Source organism: Cyanobium sp. NIES-981 (assembly GCF_900088535.1).
GTDB lineage: Bacteria > Cyanobacteriota > Cyanobacteriia > PCC-6307 > Cyanobiaceae > NIES-981.
Genome location: NZ_LT578417.1, coordinates 1202964 through 1220457 on the forward strand (window position 1 = coordinate 1202964; position 17494 = coordinate 1220457).

Here is a 17494-nt window from a genome sequence, read left to right on the forward strand (position 1 = left end):
TGATGGTCTCAGCGGAACCGGTTGCCGAACTGCACGCCATCGAGAAGATCTACGGCTCGGGGGACACCGAAGTCCGTGCCCTCGATGGCCTCAGCCTCACGGTGCACCGGGGGGATTACCTGGCCGTGATGGGGGCCTCGGGCTCCGGCAAGAGCACCGCCATGAACATCATCGGCTGCCTGGATCGCCCCAGCAGCGGCAGCTATCGGCTGAACGGCACGCTGGTGAATGAACTCGACGACGACCAGCTGGCGGATCTGCGCAACCGCGAATTGGGGTTTGTGTTTCAACAGTTCCATCTGCTGCCGCAGCTCACCGCCCTGGAGAACGTGATGCTGCCGATGGTGTACGCCGGTGTGCCCGCGGCCGAACGGCGGAGCCGGGCGGAGGAGGCGCTCGCCAGGGTGGGGCTGGCCCAGCGCCTGCACAACAGGCCCAACCAGCTCTCGGGCGGCCAGCAGCAGCGGGTGGCCATCGCCCGGGCGATCATCAACCGCCCCGCCCTGTTGCTCGCCGACGAGCCCACCGGCGCCCTCGATTCACGCACCACCGAAGAAGTGCTGGCCATCTTCGACGAACTCCACCGCGGCGGAATGACGGTGGTGATGGTGACCCACGAGGACGATGTGGCCGCCCGGGCGGATCAGGTGGTGCATTTCCGCGACGGCCGCACCACCGACTAGCGCACCACCGACTAACGCACCACCACGGTCACGTCAGCCGGCGCTCGCGGCGGCGGGCTGCGCCGGGCGGAGGAGCGGCGAAACAGGACGCTCGAGGCTCTGGAGCAGCTGTCCCATCAGCAGAGCGATGGCATCGCTGCCGGCAGCGGCCTGGCCGGGATCGAGATCGCCGGGATCCACCGCCAGCCAGCCGCCCTCACCCGGCACGCGCAACTCGAAGTGCAGGTGGGGACCCGTGCTCAGGCCAGTGCTGCCCACCCGTCCGATCACTTCCCCCTGGAGCACCCGATCACCGGGCTTGACATACAACTCGCTGAGGTGGCCATAGAGGGTGCGCCGCCGGGGGCGTGGGTGCTCAAGCTCGATCGCCAGTCCGTAACCACCGGCCGCGCCGCTGCTGATCACGGTTCCGCTGAGGGCGGCCACCACCGGTGTTCCCTCCGGAGCAGCCAAATCGCGGCCCGCATGCATCAGCCAGCTGCCCAGAACCGGATGCAACCGGTAGCCGAACCCGCTGCTGGTGATCGCCGAGCCGATCAAGGGAAACAGAAGGGTGCGGTTGCCGTTGCCGCTGATCGGGGCCGGCCGTGGCGTGACCGAAAACACATCAGCCAGGCGGAAGCCGCCACCGGCTCCGGCCAGCAGTGCCGACACCGGCACGGTGAGGGGGGTGGCGAGCGCTCGGCCGGCGATCAGCCCCTGCCCTGCGTTTCCCGCCATGCCTCCTGGCGCCAGGCCGGCATCCGGACCCGGACGGCCGCGCCAGCGCACCACCACGCCGCTACGGCACTCCTGGGCCGAGAGAGCGCCGTTGCTGCAGGCCTTGGCATGGGCCGGGACGTCGAAGGGGGTGGAACGGGCTCCAGCCCGGACGCGATCACGTTCGGCCGGGGTGACGATGCCATCGCGTACGAGAGCATCGAGGGAGCGATCGAAGCGGGTGGGCTCGGGGCCTGGCTGGGGAGGCGAAGCCGGGCGCTGGCTACGGGCCGGGGCCACGGGGGGGACGCCGGGGCGGAGCGAAGGGGCCTGGACCTGAGCCGGAGCGGCAGGACGGGCGGGGGGATCGGCCGGCTCAGGCTGCGCTGCCGCGGGAACCGGAGCCGGGGCGGGGGAAGGAGGATCGATGGCGGCGCGCTCCTGGGCGACGCCAAGACCCACGAGCCCCAGCAGGGGCGCCGAAGCGGCCAGGGCCAGGGGTAACGCGCGGAGCAGGGACGATCGAGCCATGCGGGGGATCTTAAGAAGGGCGGCGGGGAAGGATCGGGCCCCTCCAGAAGACGGTCTGCTCAGAAGCGGCTGGGCAGCCAGGTCTGCGCCGTGCCCCGTTCGAGGCGCAGCCGGCCATCCCGCTCCAGACCGGCCACCTTCCAGACCTCATGGCCGAGCCGCAGACCGTCCGGGGGGCGCCACAGGCGCGCTTCGGCCTGGCCCAGCACCAGCTCGGGGGCGCCGGCCTGCTGCCGGGCCCAGTCCAGGGCCGCCCACACCCTTGGCTCGAGGCGCCGGGGAGAGGCCCAGGGATGCCGGCCGCTCCGGTGCCGCCCCGGCCGCGCCAGCGCCTGGCCCACGGACACGGCTCCAGGCGGCACACGATTGAGGCCATTCAGCCCGATCCCCACCTGGGCCCAGCGCACCTGCGCGCCACGCAGCCGCAGCCGTGGCAGCAGGCCGGCCAGCTTGCGGCCATGCAGGAGCAGATCATTCGGCCACTTGATCTGCACCGGCAGACCCAGCTCCTCCAGCTGCCGCGTCAGTCCCACCGCCACGGCCAGGCCCAGGTTGGCCCCCTCGAGAGACGGCCAGGGAAACGCCGCCGTCAGCCACACCCCTCCGGCGGGTGACACCCAGGGGCGGCCGCGCTGACCCTGGCCATGGCACTGGCGGCGGGCCACCACCGCCAGGCGGTGCCGCAACGGCTCCTGCGGGGGAAGCAGGCCGCCCAGCCAGCGTTCGAGCTCCCATTCGGTGCTGCCGCAGACCGGCAGACGGCGGATCCGCCAGCCGCTCAAGGTTCCGGTGCCGCAGCCAGCCAGGGGCCGATGCGGGCGGCCCCCTGCTCCAGCTCCCCGGCGGGATGCACCAGCGCCAGCCGCGCCCAGCCCTCCCCACCCGGCCCGAACCCGTTGCCGGGGGTGAGGGCCACTCCCGTGCCCTCCAGCAGGGCGGCGCAGAAGGCCTCGGAGCCCTGCTCCCGCCACGGCGGCGGCAGCCGGAGCCAGAGGTAGAGCGCCATGCTGGGCCGCCGCACGGGCCAGCCCACGGCCTCCAGGGCCGTGGCCATCCGGTCGCGGCGCTGCCGGTAGGTGGCGCGCAGGCGCGCCGGCCAGTCGGGAGCCTGCTCCAGCGCCGCGATCGCCCCGGCCTGCAGGGCCAGGGACTGGTTGAAGTCCACCACGCCCTTGAGCTGCCGCAGCGCCGTGATCAGCCACTCCGCCCCGATCGCGAAGGCGAGGCGGTAGCCCCCCAGGCACCAGCTCTTGGAGAAGGAGAAGAACTCGATGCCGCCCTTGCGCCAGCCGGGATGACGCAGGAGGGCCGGGGCCTCGCCCTCCAGGGCCAGATCCACGTAGGGGTTGTCGTGGGCGAGCACGAGATCGTGCCGCAGAGCCTTGTCCATGGCCGCGTCCAGCCAGGCCTGCTCACCGGTGGTGGCGGTGGGGTTGTGGGGAAAGCCCAGCACCATCAGCTTGAGGGCATCCCACTGCGAGGGGGCCAGACGCCCGAAGTCCGGCCGCCAGCCTTCGGCTGGATCGAGCGGCAGCAGCTGGGGGCGGGCGGAAGCCAGATGCAGCCCCCCCATGTGGGAGGGGTAATAGGGATCGAGCAGCAGGGCCCGATCGCCGGGGTTGAGCACCGCCAGGGGGAGATGGGCGGTGCCTTCCTGGGATCCCACCAGCAGCAGCACCTCCCGGGCCGGATCCACCGCCACCCCGAAGCGGCGCTGGGCCCAGGCGGCCACCGCCTCCCGAAACGGCCCGGTGGCGGCGTGCAGGCAGTAGGCCGCGCTGGCGGGCTGCTCCATCGCCCGCTGCATGGCGCTGACCACCGCCGGGGGCGGCTGCAGATCGGTGGATCCCAGGGAGAGATCGAGGAGGGGCGGCAGGCCGGCGGCAGCGGCACGGGCCGCGTAGGCCGCCTTGCGGACGTCATTGCGGGCGAAGACCCCGCTGCCGAGCTGCGCCAGCCGCTCAGAGATGGGCATCCAGGAAGGCCTTGAGCTGGGCCTGGGCCATGGCGCCCTCGTGGCGGGCCACCTCGGCCCCGGCCTTGAACAGCACGAGGGTGGGGAGACCCTGCACCTGGAGCCGGTCACGGCTGGCGGGATTGGGATCGGCCTCGAGCTTGCCCACCACCAGGCGCCCGGCATAGGTGGTGGCGGCCCAGTCCATCAGGGGCGCCATCAAGCGGCAGGGGCCGCACCACTGGGCCCACACGTCCACCAGCACGGGGCCGGAGGACTCCAGCACCTCGGACTGGAAGTTGGCATCGGTGAGCTCAGCGACGGACACGGCGGCTGCGGAAAGGGGAGAGCGGGTTTGGGAAGGGGGGGTGAACGGCAGGGCGCCCGGTTCAGAGCTTGTCGATCGAGCGCCTCAGCTCCTCGAGCTCGGCGTCCACCTCGGCCACCTTGACCGGCGCCAGCTGGGGCACGGGATCGCTGTCCTTGGGCAAGGCGACCGGGGCCGGGCCAGCGGCGCCGGACAGACGGTTCTTGAGGGCGGCGAGTTCATCGTCCACATCGCTGCCCTCGAGGGCGGCGAACTGGCTCTCGAGGTCGGCCCCGGCCAGCTCGGCCGCGGCCTGGCTGCGGGCCTCGAGCGTCTGCACCTTCTCCTCCATCCGCTCGAACGCGGCCATGGCGGAGTTGGTGCCGAGGTTGCCCACGGCGCTCTGCAGCTGCTCCTGGGCCTGGGCCGCCTGGGCCCGGGCCTTGAGCATGTCCTTCTTGGTCTTGGCCTCGGCGATCTTGGCCTCCAGGGCCACCAGACTCTTCTTGAGAGCCTCCACCTGGCCGGCCTGGCTCTTCAGCTGGGTGTTGAGGGCCGTGGCGGTGTCGTCGTAGGTCTTGCGGCGGGTGAGGGCCTCACGGGCCAGGTCCTCCTCGCCTTTCTGCAGGGCCCGCTCGGCGCGCTGGTACCAGGTTTTCGACTGGCTCTCGGCCTGCTCGGCCTGGTTCTGGATCCGCTTCTGGCTGGCGATGGCCGTGGCCACGGCCTGGCGGAGCTTGACCAGATCCGCCTGCATGTCGGCCACGGACTGGTCGAGGATCTTGCCGGGATCCTCCATGCTGCCGATCGCCGCATTGGCGTTGGCGCGGAGCAGACGGCTGAGGCGATCGAAGAAGCCCATGGCGCAGCTGGGGGCGATGCCAGAGGCTAACCACGAACGGGCCTAGCGTCGGTGCATGGTGCGTGGCATTCCCAGCGACGGCTCCCGGCGACGCTCCCGCCGGGCCCGGCAGGAGGCTGCCGGGCCCGGCGGACAGGGGCAGCGCCGGATCGGCACGGTCACGGTGCTGACCGCCCCTCCCCGGGCACCGGCCACGCCCCTGTCCACCTGCCTCGATGGGCTCCAGCAGCAGTGGCAGCGGGAGGGCAGTCTGGGAGGACTGTGGCAGCACTGGGCGAGCCTGGCCGGCCCCCAGCTGGCTCCCCACTGCCGTCCCCTACGGGTGCAGGGCTCGGTTCTCACCGTCGGGGCCGCACCGGGCCCCTGGCTGCAGGCCCTGCAGTACAACCGCCACCAGCTGCTGGCCAGCCTGAAGGCGGCCGGCTTCCCCATCCGGGAGGTGCGCATCACCCAGCATCACGCCACAGCGCTGCCCGAGCTGGCCGCCGCCGTGGAGGCAGGCAGCTGGGCGCGCCATCCCAGCCGGGTGGACGTGCACGGCATGGGGGTCTGTCCCCGATGCGGCAGTCCCGCACCGCGCGGGGAGATGGCGCTCTGGGGAACCTGCAGCTTCTGCCGGCGGCAGGCCCTCGACCCCGGCAGCACTCCGGGCGGCGCGGGGTGACGGCTGAAAGCGGTGACGGCTCACGCGGGGGGTTCCGGCGAGCCCCTGCTCAGTAGCGCTCGGGCCTGGGATCCTCCCAGTCGGCCCGGACCCCGGCCTGGCCCAGGTCGGCAGCGCGCCGTTCCAGCCGCCGCCGATCCAGGCGCCACAGCCGGTAGATCCCGGCCCGGCCCAGCAGCTCCGGATCGAGCCCGCTCCAGTGGGGCTGAGCGGCCGTGTCGGCATCGATCACCAGCAGCAGCGAGGGGGCCCGTGCCGCCGGAGCCGGCACCTGGCCGCTGCGCCGCTCCCGGTTCAGCCGGTCGGCCAGGTTGACCAGGCCCGTGGCCGGGGCGCCCTCGTAGATCACCACGCGGCGGCTGTAGTACAGGAGGGAGGGCTTCAGCATGCCCACCATGGCCAGGGGTTCAGCCGCTCGCTGATCCCGCCGCACGGCGGCGGCCAGCTGGCGCACCGGCAGGCTGCGCAGCCGGTCGCCCAGCTGCCAGCAGGGCAGCAGCACCAGCAGCACGAAGAGCGCCATCCCAGCCTGGAGAGCAGCCAGGGCCCGGCCGCCGTCCCGGGGGCGGGGGGAGAACGGCCACCAGAGCAGGGCTGCGGCCACGGCCGCCAGGCCGAAGCAGGCCGCGGCCCACCAGAGCCTGCCCCCCGCCAGCAGCTCCCGGGGCAGGGTGGGCATCTCGGGGGTCACGATCCTGGGCACCCACAGGGGGGCCGCCGCGAAGGCCAGGGCCAGCACGGCACTGAGCAGCACCGAGAGCGCCGCCGCCAGAGGCCAGAGGCGCCCGCGGGGGCGCTGGGCCGCCAGGGCGATGAGCAGCCCCGCTGCAGGGGTGGCCGGCAGCCAGTAGCTGGGCAGCTTGGTGGCGGCCGCCGTGAAGAAGAGCAGCACCGCCAGCAGCCAGCAGGCCGCGAAGCGTTGCAGCGAGAGCGGCGGCGGCAGCACCTCCACCGGAGTGGGGCGCCAGCGCCAGGGCCCGGGGCCCGTGACCCCCTGGGCCAGGCCCACCAGCAGGAGCGGACTCCAGGGCAGGCTGGCCAGCAGGAGCACGGGAGCGAAGAACCACCAGGGCTGGAGATGCTGGTTCACCACCGCGGTGAACCGCTCCAGGTTGTGGTAGCCGAAGAAGCTGCGCCAGAACGGCTCCCCCTCCCTCCACAGGGCCAGGGCGTACCAGGGCACGGAGAGCGCGGCCGTGAGCCCCAGCCCCCGCAGCGGCCGCAGCCGTTGCCAGAGCCGCCCCAGATCGGCCTGCAGCCAGCCGAACAGCAGCAGGGTGAGGCCCAGCAGCACCACGGCCACGGGCCCCTTGGTGAGCACCGCCAGCCCGAGCCAGATCCAGGCGGCCCACCAGCGCCGGCCGCCGGCCGCATAGCTGCACCAGCAGCTCAGCAGGCCGAGGCTGAGGCAGCCGCTGAACAGGGCATCACTCACGGCGATCCGCCCCCAGAGCAGCACCAGCGGGGAGAGGGCGAAGGCCAGGGCGGCCGTGAGGGCGGTGAGGCCCGGGCGGATCGACTGCTGGGGCCAGCGCAGCAGGGTGCGGGCCAGCGCCAGCATCACGGCCAGGGTGGCCACGGCGGAGGGAAGCCGGGCCGCCCAGGTGCCGAGCGGGTTCCACAGCTCCTGCCCCGGCAGGGCATAGAGCAGGCCCATCGCCCAGTACACGAGCGGAGGCTTGTCGTAGCGGGGCAGGCCGTTGACCCGGGGCACCAGCCAGTCACCCGTTTCAGCCATGGCCCGGGCCGAGGCGGCGAACAGGGGTGGGGTCTCGTCCACCAGGCCCGTGCTGCCCAGCTGCCAGAGAAACAGAAGGGCCCCCAGCGCCAGGGTGAGCACAAGGATCGAGCGGCGCGTGCGCCACGGCACGGACCGCGGTTCGGACTGCGGTCCGCACGGCGGCACGGCAGAGGGCACCGCAGACGGCGCGGAGGGGAGATCCGGAGGGGGGATCACACGGGCCCAGGCGGCTGGGGGGACGTTATCCCGCGGGTCACGGCCTCCAGCCAGGCTTCGATCCGCCCGGCAAACACCTCCTGGGAGCAGTGCTGTTCCACCCAGCGGCGGCAGGCGGCACGCTCGATCCGCTGGGCCCGCCGCACCGCCTCGGCCAGCGCCTGGCGATCGTCGGGCGAGGCCAGAGCGCCGTTCACTCCCGGCTGCACGAGTTCCCCAGGTCCCCCCCGGGCATAGGCGGCCACGGGCACCCCACAGGCCATCGCCTCCACCACCACATTGCCGAAAGCCTCGTTCCACTTGGGGGTGTTCAGCAGCACGGCGCAGCGGCCCAGCTCCGCCTGCAACTGCTCGGTGGGCAGAAAACCGCGCCACTGCAGCGTTCCAGGCGGCACCGAAGCCTCCACGCGCTCGGCGTAGGCCGCGTCCTGCCGCAGCCCCCACACCGCCAGGGGCAGATCCAGGGCGGCCGCCACCGCCGCCGCATCCTCCAGGCCCTTCTCGGGGGCGACGCGGCCCGCCCAGCCCAGCAGCGGCTCGGGCCGTGGCTCAAACCGGTAGCGGCTCAGATCGAAGCCGTTGCCCACCAGCCGCGGCGGGCCCGGCAGCGCGAAATCGGCCGCCTGGGCGGCGGTGTGGAAGGCGAACCGCTCGGGGTGAAGGGCGGCCACCTCGGCGATCACCGCGTCCATGGCCTGGCCCACCGAACCCATGCTGATCAGGTGGGCGATCGGTGTGGCCACGTGGGGGGTGAGCCAGATCGGCAGCCAGTCGTAGGCCAGGTTGACGATCACATCCACGTCGGCCTGCCGGCCCAGGGCGCGGCGCCAGAACCGGGGCAGCAGCCCCCCGGCAGGGATCTCCACGGGGCTCTGCTGGGGACGGTGCTGCCAGCTGGGCTGATCGACGCCGCTCTCCAGCCAGAGCTGGGCCCGCCGGCAGGCCGCCGGCAGCACCGAACCGGCGGCGGCCAGCACGCTCACCTGGTGGCCCCTGCGCAGCAGGCCGGCCACCAGGGCGAAGGCGGTGAGCTCCACGCCACCGCCCTGGCCGCTGCCCAGGCTCCCCACCGGGGTGCTCACCACGAGGATCCGCATCAGGGACTGGCCTGCCAGAGCTGGCCGCGACGGTTGATCAGCAGCACCGACCCCAGCGCCAGACCCGCACCGAGCCACTGCAGCGGAGCCAGGCTCTCGTCCAGCCACACCACCCCGCAGAGCACGGCGAACACGGGCGTGAGGAAGGTGAGCGAGGTGAAGCCCGTGAGATCCCCGCGGCTGGCGAACCAGAAGAACAGCCCATAGGCCAGGGCACTGCCGAGCAGGCTGGCGTAGGCCATCAGACCCCACTGCCCCAGCGACCAGGCGGGCAGCCAAGGACCCCGGCCGGCCGCGGCAGGCGCTTCCGCCAGCAGCAGCAGGGGCACCCCCCCAGCAGCATGTGCCAGCCCGTGATCGCCACCGGATCGCTGTGGCGGGCGGCATAGCGGCAGAGCACGGTGCCCACCGCCATCGCCACCGCGGCCGCGAGCATCCAGAGCTCGCCATGGCTCCAGGCCCGCTGCTCGAGCACCGCCGGCCCATCCAGCCACCAGTGCCGCAGCACCGCCGGCGGCAGCCCCAGGCAGAGGATGCCCAGCAGCCCCACCAGCAGCCCCAGCCAGCCCACCGGATTGATCGCCTCGCCGAACAGGCTGCGGGCCAGCAGGGCCACCAGCAGCGGCTGGGAATCGATCAGCACCGAGCCGAGGCCGGCACCGGTCTCGACCAGACCCCGGGCCAGCAGGCCCTGAAACAGGCTGCCGTCCACCAGGGCGAAGGTGAGCAACCAGGGCCAGTCGGCCCGGTGCACCCGCAGCGGGCGGCCCATCAGCCAGGCGGTGAGCAGCAGCAGCGCCCCCGCGGGCAGGAGCCGCAGGGTGGCCACGGGCAGGGGACCGGCGGCCGGCAGCAGTGGCTTCATCGCCGCCATCGCCGTTCCCCACAGGGCGAAGGGCAGCAGCATCAGGGGCCAGCGCAGAGCCAGGGGCATGGGGTGGGAGGGCGCCGCCGGGTCGGGCTTGGGCCTTCTTTTTAAGATCCAGCCACTTTCCGACATCCCCATGGTCTGGCCCTGGCGCCGCAAGACACGCCGCACCATGGCGCGGATCGCCATCGAAGGGCCGATCGGCGGCGGCACCCGCACGCGCGTGCTCAAGGCGCTGCGGCAGGTGGAGCAGCGGGAATGCCCGGCCCTGCTGCTGCGCATCGACAGCCCCGGCGGCACCGTGGGCGACAGCCAGGAGATCCACGCCGCCCTGCTGCGGCTGCGCCAGAAGGGCTGCCGCGTGGTGGCCAGCTTCGGCAACATCTCCGCCTCGGGCGGGGTGTACATCGGCGTGGCCGCCGAGAAGATCGTGGCCAACCCCGGCAGCATCACCGGCTCGATCGGCGTGATCCTGCGGGGCAACAATCTCTCCAAGCTGCTGGAGCGGATCGGGGTGAGCTTCGAAACCGTCAAGAGCGGCCTCTACAAGGACATCCTCTCGCCCGATCGCGCCCTCACCGAGGCCGAACGGGGGCTGCTGCAGAGCCTGATCGACTCCAGCTACGGCCAGTTCGTGACCGCCGTGGCCGAAGGCCGCAAGCTGGAGGAGGAGGCGGTGCGGGGCTTCGCCGACGGCCGGGTGTTCAGTGGCGCCCAGGCCCTCGAGCTCGGCCTGGTGGACTGCCTGGGGGATGAGGAGGCGGCCCGCCGGCTGGCGGCCGAACTGGCCGGGCTGGACGTGGAGAAGACGCGGCCGATCACCTTCGGGGCGCCGCCCCGCCGTTTCGCCGGCCTCATCCCGGGCCGCAGCCAGCTGCGGGCGTTGCTGCAGCTGTTCAGCCTCGAACTCGGCTGGGGCGGCCAGCCCCTGTGGCTCTACCGCCCATGAGCCAGCCGTTGCGCCTCCGCGCCCTGCGGGGCGCCACCACCTGCTCCGCCAACACCGCCGCTGCCATCGACGAGGCCGTGGCCGAACTGGTGGACACCCTGGTGGCACGCAACGGCCTGGACGGGGAGCGGGTGCTGTCGGTGACCTTCTCGGTCACCGCCGACCTGGATGCCTGCTTCCCCGCCGCCATCGCCCGCCGGCGGCCGGGCTGGGAGCACGTGGCCCTGCTGGATTGTCAGCAGATGGCGGTGGCCGGGGATCTGGAGCGCTGCATCCGGCTGCTGGCGCATGCCTGGATGGAGCCCGATCGTCTGCCCTCCCACCCCTACCTGCGCGCGGCGAGCCGGCTCCGGCCCGATCGCGCCAGCTAAGCGGCCGGCCACCCCCTCCCGCAGGCCCCCATGGGCTCTGCTGGGATTGATGCAACGACACAAGGAGGCCCAATGGGGTTCTCATCACCACGCCGCGCCCTGGCCCTACGGGCGGCTCTGGGGGGCGCCGCCGCTCTCGGAGCCAGCCTGGCGGTCGGCTTGGGCGGCCTTGGCCCCCTGGGGCTGGAATCCCCGGCCCGGGCCCAGGGCACCCCCGGGCTGCTGGAGTTCCGCTGGGAGAACAACCGCGACTACCGCAAGCTCTACTTCTGGATGAGCAACACCCAGCGCCTCAAGCGCTCGGACTACTACCTGATGCTGCGGCCGAAGGACCGCAAGACCGCCATCCTCAAGCTCAGCGTCACCATCCCCAGCCACTTCGACGCCAAGATCGACCCGGCCAGGGTGAAGCTCTGCAGGATGAGCAAGGGGGGCATGCTCTCGCGCACCCGCTGCACCGAGACGATTCCGGCCACCATCGAGCTGGCGGAGAACGGCGGAGCGATCGAGATCTTCCCGGACACCCCCGTGGACGACACCGACACGATCGGGGTGCATATGAGCATCTTCAACCCCTACAGCATCGGGATGTACCAGTTCAACGCCCTGGCCCAGGCCCCGGGCGATGTGCCGATCTCGGGCTACCTCGGCAGCTGGCTGATCCAGATCGATCCCCCCAGCAACTGAGGCAGGGCCGCCTGATAACTTGATCCGACGCCGATAACGCCGGGACTCCAGGAGCGACCAGACCGTCATGACCAAGCGCACTCTCGAGGGAACGAGCCGGAAACGCAAGCGGGTGTCCGGCTTCCGCGTGCGCATGCGCACCTACACCGGCCGCCGTGTGATCCGCAGCCGTCGCCGCCGCGGCCGGGCTCGCCTGGCTGTCTGAACCCACACCCAAACCCTGCCCCCTGACCGAATCCGATGGCCCTGCCCCAGCGCCACCGGCTCAAGGGGCAGCGGGTGTTCGACAGCCTCTACCGCCAGGGCCGTGCGACCCACGGCCCTTTTTTGATGCTCCGCTGGCAGCCCGCCAGGGCCGACCTGCTTCCCCCCGGCCAACGGAACCATGCCTTCAGCCCCTGGCGATGCGGCGTGGTGATCAGCACCAAGGTGCACAAGCGGTCGGTGCAGCGCAACCGGCTGCGGCGCCTGCTTCACGGGCATCTGATCCAGCAGCCGATCGGCCGCGATGGACAACCGGTCTGGCTGCTGTTGAGCCTCAGGCCTGGCTGCGCCGAGCGCAGTTCCGACGCCCTGCTGGAAGAATGTCAGGAGCTTCTGCACCGAGCAGGTCTGATCCGATGAGCAAGCAGGGCCCGGGAGAGATTCAGGAAACCGTGTTCTACGAGGGCGGACCGGCCCGGGGCGATCTGATCGTGAACCTGCTGTTCGGCCTCACCGTGATCGGCCTCCCCTTCGCCGTGGGGGCCGTGGTGCGGGCCCTGTGGCTGCGCTTCCGGATCACCAGCCGCCGCATCGAGGTGAACGGCGGCTGGATGGGCCGGGACCGCACCCAGGTGGTGTACAGCCAGATCCGCGAGGTGCGCAGCGTGCCCCGCGGCTTCGGCGCCTGGGGCGACATGGTGCTGGTGCTCAGCGACGGCGCCAAGCTGGAGATGCGTTCGGTGCCCCGTTTCCGCGAGCTGGAGGCCTACATCGAGGAGCGGCGGCAGGCCAAGCGCTCCGCCGCTCCGAAGGGCATCGCGGCCTGAGCCGCACCTGAACCGCACCTGAACCGCACCTGAGCCGCCCTCCGAGTCCGTGAGCGCTCAGGCACACTGACCCACGCTGTCCACCTACACCCAGGCCCCCTCCGCCGTGATCGGCTACATCTCCGACAACCTGCTCCTCCCGATCCTCGATTTCTTCTACGGATTGGTGCCGAGCTACGGGCTGGCGATCATTGCCCTCACGGTGGTGATCCGGCTCGCCCTGTTCCCGCTGAGCGCCGGGTCGATCCGCAACGCCCGCCGCATGCGCATCGCCCAGCCGGTGATGCAGAAACGCCAGGCCGAGATCAAGACGCGCTATGCCAGCAACCCCCAGAAGCAGCAGGAGGAGCTCGGCAAGCTGATGAAGGAGTTCGGCAGCCCGCTGGCGGGCTGCTTGCCCCTGCTGGTGCAGATGCCGATCCTGTTCGCCCTGTTCGCCACCCTGCGGGGCTCACCCTTCGCCGACGTGCCCTACACCCTCAACCTGAAGGTGGTGCCCGCGGAGCAGGCGGCGGCGATCGAGACCAAGCCCTTCAACAGCGCCAGCCATTCCATCTTCGTCACCAGCACCAACCACGTGCCGGTGATCGCCAGCCTGGAGGGCGGCAACAAGCTGGGGGTCGGCAGCCGCGAGACCGTGAGCCTCCACACCAAGGACGGCAGCAGCTTCGCCTCGGTGCTGGCAGGCGTGGAGAACGGCGAGTCCTTCTCCCCCAGCTGGAGCGTCACCAAGGGCGAGGGCGTGGTGAGCGTGGACCAGGACGGCACCATCACCGCCCTCAGCCCGGGGGATGCCACCGTGGAGGCGAAGATCCCCGGCCTGGCGGCCCGCAGCGGCTTCCTGTTCATCCAGGCCCTCGGCCAGGTGGGCTTCATGACCGACGGCAGCGTCAACTGGGACATCGCCGGCCTGGTGGCCGCCTTCGGCGCCACCCTCTTCCTCTCCCAGATCCTCTCGGGGATGGGCATGCCCCCCAATCCTCAGCAGTCCACGGCCAACAAGATCACGCCGGTGATGATCACGGCCATGTTCCTGTTCTTCCCGCTGCCGGCGGGGGTGCTGCTCTACATGGTGGTGGCCAACGTCTTCCAGGCGCTGCAGACCTTCCTGCTCAGCCGCGAGGCCCTTCCCGACAACCTGCAGGCGATCCTGGACCAGCAGCTCTCCCAGCAGACCGTCACCGTGGCCGCCGCAGGCTCCGGTGCGGGGGGTCGGCTGCCCTTCGAGCCGAAGCGCAAGAAGTGAGCCCCCTCACGCCGTGAGCACCCCGCCGTCGTCTGTGCCAGCCGGCCTGCGGCCTGTTCCCATCCGGGAGCTGCAGGGTCTGGAGCAGGGCCGTGCCTGGAGGGTGGACGAGCACCTGGCCGGCCTCGCCAGCCTCACGCCGGTGCGGGGAACCCTGCGGGCCGTGCACCGCGGCAATCTGCTGGAGGTGGAGGGCCAGGCCAGCACCATCGTGACCCTCTGCTGCGACCGCTGCCTGCAGCAGTACAACCATGCCCTGGCGATGGAGGCCCGTGAGCTGATCTGGCTCGGTGAAGCGGCTCGGCAGCCGGATCTGGAGGCGGTGCTGGCCGACACCGGCGCTGCCGCCCTGGATCTGGACGCGGACAGCCTCACCGAGAGCCTCGACCCACGCACCGACTTCGACCCGGCCCACTGGATCTTCGAGCAGCTCAGCCTCCGCCTGCCGCTGGTGAACCGCTGCGGTGAGGCCTGCCCCGGCCCCGCCACCTGGGGCAGCGCCGCCAGCGCCACCGATCCCCGCTGGGCGGCGCTGACCCGCCTGCGGCCCGTACCGGAGCCGCTCGTACCGGAGCCGTCGGACGACGCGCCCAACCCCGACGCTCGATGAGCAGCGAAACCAGCTGGGCTGACCAACTCGATCTGATGATCCGGGCCCGCACCCCGATCATCTGGATCCGCAGCCTGGAGGAGCAGCGGCTGGACGCCCTGCTGCAGCAGGCGGCCGTGAGGCTGGGCAACCGCACCCTGCTGCGCTGGGACTTCGTGGAGGGGCTGCAGGGGGCTCCCAACCGGGAAGGGGAAGCCGCCCGCAACCCGATGGCGGCCCTGGCCTGCCTCAGCAGCCTGCCCCCGGATCAGGAGGCGATCCTGCTGCTGCGCGACTTCCACCGCTACAGCGAGGATGCCGGCATCTGCCGGCGGCTTCGCAACCTGGCCCGGGACCTGCGCCAGAGCCCGCGCACCCTGATCATCACCGCGGCGGACTGGCAGGTGCCGCCGGACCTCGAGGATTGCATCACCCTGCTGGATCTGCCCCTCCCCGATGCGGACGAGATCGGGGCATTGCTCAGCTCGATCGCCCTGGCCAGCGGGCAGCCGCTCGAGCCCCCGGTGCTGCGCCAGCTCACGGCCGCCTGCCACGGCCTCAGCGAGCAGCGGGTGCGCCAGCTGGCCGCCCGCGCCCTGGCCCGCCGCGGCCAGCTGGGGGAAGACGACCTGGCCGAGGTGCTGGAGGAGAAGCGCCTGGCGATCGCCCGCAGCGAGCTGCTGGAGTACTGCCCCAGCAGCTCCACGCCGGCGGACATCGGCGGGCTGGAGAGCCTCAAGCAGTGGCTGGAGCAGCGCCGCATGGCGTTCAGCGAGGAGGCGCGGGCCTATGGCCTCCCCCTGCCGCGGGGGGTGCTGCTGGTGGGCCCGCAGGGCACCGGCAAGTCGCTCACGGCCAAGGCGATCGCCCACAGCTGGGGGATGCCCCTGCTGCGGCTCGATGTGGGGCGGCTCTTCGCCGGGCTGGTGGGGGCCTCCGAGGCCCGCACCCGCGACATGATCCAGCGGGCGGAGGCCATGGCCCCCTGCGTGCTCTGGATCGACGAGATCGACAAGGGCTTCGGCCTGATGACCGGCGGCGACGGCCGCAGCGATGGGGGCACCAGCCAGCGGGTGCTCGGCACGGTGCTCACCTGGATGGCGGAGAAGACCAGTCCGGTGTTCGTGGTGGCCACGGCCAACGCGGTGGAGCGCCTGCCCCCCGAGCTGCTGCGCAAGGGCCGCTTCGATGAGATCTTCCTGCTCGATCTGCCGGGCGCGGAGGAGCGGCGGGCGATCCTGGATCTGCAGCTGAGGCGCCGGCGGCCCCACCACCAGCTGCCCCTCGAGGTGCTGGTGGACCGCACCGCCGGCTTCTCCGGCGCCGAACTGGAGCAGACCGTGATCGAGGCGATGCACCTGGCCTTCGCCGAGCAGCGGGAGTTCGGCGAAGCCGATCTGATCATGGCCGCCAGCCAGGTGGTGCCGCTGAGCCGCACCGCCCGCGAACAGCTCGAGGCGCTGCACCAGTGGGCCAGCACCGGCCGCGCCCGCCCGGCCTCAAGGTTGCGGGGCGTAACGAACTCCGACGCCAGGTAACAAGCCTGGGGCCGCGCCATGGCCTGCCCGGAAGCGCTCCCTACGGTCGGCGTCAGAACCAGGCTCCGCCATGACCCCCAGCCCCACCCCCCGCGACCGCGGTGAACTCTTCACCCAGCTGGCCGTGGCCTGCATCGGGGCCGGCGTGGTCACCACCGTGGCCGTGGCCCAGGGCCAGAATCCCATAACCGCGCTGGGCATCACCCTCTTCTCCGCCGTGGCGGCGGTGATGCTGGGCCAGGTGCTCTGACAGTCGGGCGTGCTTCACGACCCCTGCAGCTGAGCTGTCGCTGCCCTCTTCCCGGTCCCCCGATCTCTCCCTGCCATCCAGCCACTTTGCAAAGGGGGTGGACTTGTGTCCGCCCCCCAGGGGCAGGCCTAGAAGTGAAGACAGAGCCCTTGCGGTCGTTCGATGAACCGCCCAACGAAACGCCTGCCCCCCCTGGGGGGCCCTGCCATCGCCATGGCCGTGGTCATGGCCTGCAGCAGCACATTGCCGGCGATGGCTTCCCTCCGGCAGCCATCGCCGGGAGTCATCACCACCGAAGTGCTGCTGGCGAAGGAGCGCGACAAGGACAAGGACGACAAGGAAGAGAGACGAAAGAAGAACAAAAAGAAACAGTCTGAGCAGCGCCACTCCGAGCAGCGCCGGAAGGAAACCAGGAAGCAGGAGATCCAGCGCAACGACAGAAAGAGCAACAACAAGAAGAGCAACAACAAAACAACACCCGAACGCACCCTCACCAAGGAGGAGCGCGACCGCATCTACCGCAAGGGGGTGCGCGACGGCAAGGAGCGCGGCTACGACCGGGGGGTCAGGTCCGGCTACCGCGAGGGCCTGGACAAGGGGCGTGACCGCGAATACAACCGTGGCTACAACCGCGGTTACGACCGGGGGTACCGCAAGGCCTCCGATCGCTGGAAGGACTGGGACAGCAACCGCTGGCGCACCTACAACAACCGCCGCCGCGACATCTGGCGCCGGCCGGTGGTGGTGAACAACTACTACGGCAACCCCGGCTGGGCCCGAAGCCGCACCTGGTACCGCGACCGGCCCTGGGGAGGCGGCTGGTACGGCGGCTGGGGGTCGAGCTCACCGCCGTGGGGCTGGTGGTTCGGTCAGTCGCTGGTGTGGGGCATCACCACCATCGCCACGGCCGCGATCATCAACAACGCCATCGAGCGCGCCATCGAGCGTCGCCAGCCCACGGTGCTGGTGCCTGACACCAACTGGCAGCTGTACTACGGCAGCGTGCAACCGGTGCAGGAGTCGGGTGTGACCTTTGCCGTGTACAACGGCGCCGGCACCTACCAGATGGAGGCCGACTGCAACGAGGGCCTGCTCAACGGGGAGGTGCCCACCACCCCGGCCGAGGCCCAGCTGATCAACGCCGCCTGTCAGGTCACCTATGGCACCCAGATCTGAGCTGGCCACAGCCTCCACCTGATGGCCTCCGACTG

Annotated in this window: 20 protein-coding genes and 1 pseudogene; 13 read left to right on the forward strand and 8 right to left on the reverse strand. The window is 71.6% G+C overall.

Features of this window, described 5'->3' with window-relative positions; genetic code table 11:
* The first annotated feature begins 2 nt into the window (after positions 1-2).
* Positions 3-683, forward strand: coding sequence for an ABC transporter ATP-binding protein (locus CBM981_RS06065; RefSeq protein WP_087069237.1), 681 nt, complete (start codon positions 3-5; stop codon positions 681-683).
* Positions 684-716: 33 nt separating this feature from the next.
* Here CBM981_RS06065 and CBM981_RS06070 read toward each other — a convergent pair whose 3' ends face one another.
* The 5 genes from CBM981_RS06070 to CBM981_RS06090 all read right to left on the reverse strand — a co-directional run bounded on the left by CBM981_RS06070 (position 717) and on the right by CBM981_RS06090 (position 5036).
* Positions 717-1913 (reverse strand): M23 family metallopeptidase, encoded by a 1197-nt coding sequence (locus CBM981_RS06070; RefSeq protein WP_225867557.1) that lies wholly within the window; start codon positions 1911-1913, stop codon positions 717-719.
* A 59-nt stretch (positions 1914-1972) separates the two neighbouring features.
* A complete protein-coding gene (locus tag CBM981_RS06075; protein WP_157665348.1) occupies positions 1973-2695 on the reverse strand; it encodes a biotin--[acetyl-CoA-carboxylase] ligase in 723 nt (240 codons plus the stop codon).
* Positions 2692-3888: an aminotransferase class I/II-fold pyridoxal phosphate-dependent enzyme gene (locus CBM981_RS06080; protein WP_087067690.1), complete on the reverse strand. Its 1197-nt coding sequence runs from the start codon at positions 3886-3888 to the stop codon at positions 2692-2694. The genes CBM981_RS06075 and CBM981_RS06080 overlap by 4 nt, the downstream gene beginning before the upstream one ends.
* Positions 3875-4195, reverse strand: a complete 321-nt coding sequence (gene trxA / locus CBM981_RS06085; RefSeq protein ID WP_087067691.1) for a thioredoxin — start codon at positions 4193-4195, stop codon at positions 3875-3877. The genes CBM981_RS06080 and trxA overlap by 14 nt, the downstream gene beginning before the upstream one ends.
* Before the next feature lie 61 nt (positions 4196-4256).
* On the reverse strand, positions 4257-5036 hold the full coding sequence (locus CBM981_RS06090) for a PspA/IM30 family protein (protein ID WP_087067692.1): 780 nt from the start codon (positions 5034-5036) through the stop codon (positions 4257-4259).
* A 55-nt stretch (positions 5037-5091) separates the two neighbouring features.
* Here CBM981_RS06090 and CBM981_RS06095 point away from each other — a divergent pair, with 55 nt between their 5' ends.
* Positions 5092-5700 carry a DUF721 domain-containing protein gene (locus CBM981_RS06095; protein ID WP_087067693.1) on the forward strand — a complete coding sequence of 203 codons (609 nt, stop codon included), beginning with the start codon at positions 5092-5094 and terminating at the stop codon, positions 5698-5700.
* A gap of 49 nt (positions 5701-5749) precedes the next feature.
* Here the strand turns inward: CBM981_RS06095 and CBM981_RS06100 are convergent, their stop codons facing one another.
* From CBM981_RS06100 to CBM981_RS06110, 3 genes and pseudogenes are all read right to left on the reverse strand, one after another.
* On the reverse strand, positions 5750-7570 hold the full coding sequence (locus tag CBM981_RS06100; protein WP_225867558.1) for a glycosyltransferase family 39 protein: 1821 nt from the start codon (positions 7568-7570) through the stop codon (positions 5750-5752).
* A gap of 83 nt (positions 7571-7653) precedes the next feature.
* Positions 7654-8754 (reverse strand): glycosyltransferase, encoded by a 1101-nt coding sequence (locus tag CBM981_RS06105; protein ID WP_087067694.1) that lies wholly within the window; start codon positions 8752-8754, stop codon positions 7654-7656.
* Positions 8754-9688 (reverse strand): annotated as a pseudogene (locus CBM981_RS06110) (DMT family transporter). Before CBM981_RS06110 ends, CBM981_RS06105 begins: the two are co-directional and overlap by 1 nt.
* A gap of 70 nt (positions 9689-9758) precedes the next feature.
* Between CBM981_RS06110 and sppA the strand changes: the two are divergent.
* From sppA to CBM981_RS06165, 11 genes are all read left to right on the forward strand, one after another.
* Complete coding sequence (sppA, locus tag CBM981_RS06115) at positions 9759-10571, forward strand: signal peptide peptidase SppA (RefSeq protein WP_087067695.1); 813 nt, start codon at positions 9759-9761, stop codon at positions 10569-10571.
* Positions 10568-10942 (forward strand): chorismate mutase, encoded by a 375-nt coding sequence (gene aroH / locus CBM981_RS06120; RefSeq protein WP_087067696.1) that lies wholly within the window; start codon positions 10568-10570, stop codon positions 10940-10942. The genes sppA and aroH overlap by 4 nt, the downstream gene beginning before the upstream one ends.
* Before the next feature lie 72 nt (positions 10943-11014).
* The gene (locus CBM981_RS06125; protein WP_225867561.1) at positions 11015-11629 is read left to right on the forward strand and encodes a DUF2808 domain-containing protein; all 615 of its coding nucleotides are present in this window, start codon (positions 11015-11017) and stop codon (positions 11627-11629) included.
* A gap of 67 nt (positions 11630-11696) precedes the next feature.
* Positions 11697-11834 (forward strand): 50S ribosomal protein L34, encoded by a 138-nt coding sequence (gene rpmH, locus CBM981_RS06130; RefSeq protein WP_087067697.1) that lies wholly within the window; start codon positions 11697-11699, stop codon positions 11832-11834.
* Between the two features lie 35 nt (positions 11835-11869).
* Positions 11870-12253 carry a ribonuclease P protein component gene (rnpA, locus tag CBM981_RS06135; RefSeq protein WP_087067698.1) on the forward strand — a complete coding sequence of 128 codons (384 nt, stop codon included), beginning with the start codon at positions 11870-11872 and terminating at the stop codon, positions 12251-12253.
* The gene (locus CBM981_RS06140) at positions 12250-12660 is read left to right on the forward strand and encodes a PH domain-containing protein (RefSeq protein WP_087067699.1); all 411 of its coding nucleotides are present in this window, start codon (positions 12250-12252) and stop codon (positions 12658-12660) included. Before rnpA ends, CBM981_RS06140 begins: the two co-directional genes overlap by 4 nt.
* 106 nt (positions 12661-12766) lie before the next feature.
* Positions 12767-13906, forward strand: a complete 1140-nt coding sequence (gene yidC, locus CBM981_RS06145; protein WP_087067700.1) for a membrane protein insertase YidC — start codon at positions 12767-12769, stop codon at positions 13904-13906.
* 13 nt (positions 13907-13919) lie between these two features.
* Complete coding sequence (locus CBM981_RS06150; RefSeq protein ID WP_225867562.1) at positions 13920-14516, forward strand: DUF177 domain-containing protein; 597 nt, start codon at positions 13920-13922, stop codon at positions 14514-14516.
* Entirely contained in the window at positions 14513-16033 is a 1521-nt protein-coding gene (locus tag CBM981_RS06155; RefSeq protein ID WP_087067702.1) for an AAA family ATPase, read from the forward strand. The genes CBM981_RS06150 and CBM981_RS06155 overlap by 4 nt, the downstream gene beginning before the upstream one ends.
* 70 nt (positions 16034-16103) lie before the next feature.
* The gene (locus tag CBM981_RS06160; RefSeq protein ID WP_006911115.1) at positions 16104-16283 is read left to right on the forward strand and encodes a hypothetical protein; all 180 of its coding nucleotides are present in this window, start codon (positions 16104-16106) and stop codon (positions 16281-16283) included.
* A gap of 162 nt (positions 16284-16445) precedes the next feature.
* Positions 16446-17459: a hypothetical protein gene (locus tag CBM981_RS06165; RefSeq protein ID WP_087067703.1), complete on the forward strand. Its 1014-nt coding sequence runs from the start codon at positions 16446-16448 to the stop codon at positions 17457-17459.
* The last annotated feature ends 35 nt before the right edge of the window (positions 17460-17494 follow it).

Coding starts and splice junctions, on each gene's coding strand:
- CBM981_RS06070 (WP_225867557.1), bottom strand. CDS start 1,913: ATGGCTCGATCGTCCCTGCTCCGCGCGTTACCCCTGGCCCTGGCCGCT.
- CBM981_RS06095 (WP_087067693.1), top strand. CDS start 5,092: ATGGTGCGTGGCATTCCCAGCGACGGCTCCCGGCGACGCTCCCGCCGG.
- CBM981_RS06105 (WP_087067694.1), bottom strand. CDS start 8,754: ATGCGGATCCTCGTGGTGAGCACCCCGGTGGGGAGCCTGGGCAGCGGC.
- CBM981_RS06125 (WP_225867561.1), top strand. CDS start 11,015: ATGGGGTTCTCATCACCACGCCGCGCCCTGGCCCTACGGGCGGCTCTG.
- CBM981_RS06140 (WP_087067699.1), top strand. CDS start 12,250: ATGAGCAAGCAGGGCCCGGGAGAGATTCAGGAAACCGTGTTCTACGAG.
- rpmH (WP_087067697.1), top strand. CDS start 11,697: ATGACCAAGCGCACTCTCGAGGGAACGAGCCGGAAACGCAAGCGGGTG.
- CBM981_RS06080 (WP_087067690.1), bottom strand. CDS start 3,888: ATGCCCATCTCTGAGCGGCTGGCGCAGCTCGGCAGCGGGGTCTTCGCC.
- aroH (WP_087067696.1), top strand. CDS start 10,568: ATGAGCCAGCCGTTGCGCCTCCGCGCCCTGCGGGGCGCCACCACCTGC.
- CBM981_RS06160 (WP_006911115.1), top strand. CDS start 16,104: ATGACCCCCAGCCCCACCCCCCGCGACCGCGGTGAACTCTTCACCCAG.
- CBM981_RS06155 (WP_087067702.1), top strand. CDS start 14,513: ATGAGCAGCGAAACCAGCTGGGCTGACCAACTCGATCTGATGATCCGG.
- CBM981_RS06090 (WP_087067692.1), bottom strand. CDS start 5,036: ATGGGCTTCTTCGATCGCCTCAGCCGTCTGCTCCGCGCCAACGCCAAT.
- CBM981_RS06165 (WP_087067703.1), top strand. CDS start 16,446: ATGAACCGCCCAACGAAACGCCTGCCCCCCCTGGGGGGCCCTGCCATC.
- rnpA (WP_087067698.1), top strand. CDS start 11,870: ATGGCCCTGCCCCAGCGCCACCGGCTCAAGGGGCAGCGGGTGTTCGAC.
- CBM981_RS06065 (WP_087069237.1), top strand. CDS start 3: ATGGTCTCAGCGGAACCGGTTGCCGAACTGCACGCCATCGAGAAGATC.
- sppA (WP_087067695.1), top strand. CDS start 9,759: ATGGTCTGGCCCTGGCGCCGCAAGACACGCCGCACCATGGCGCGGATC.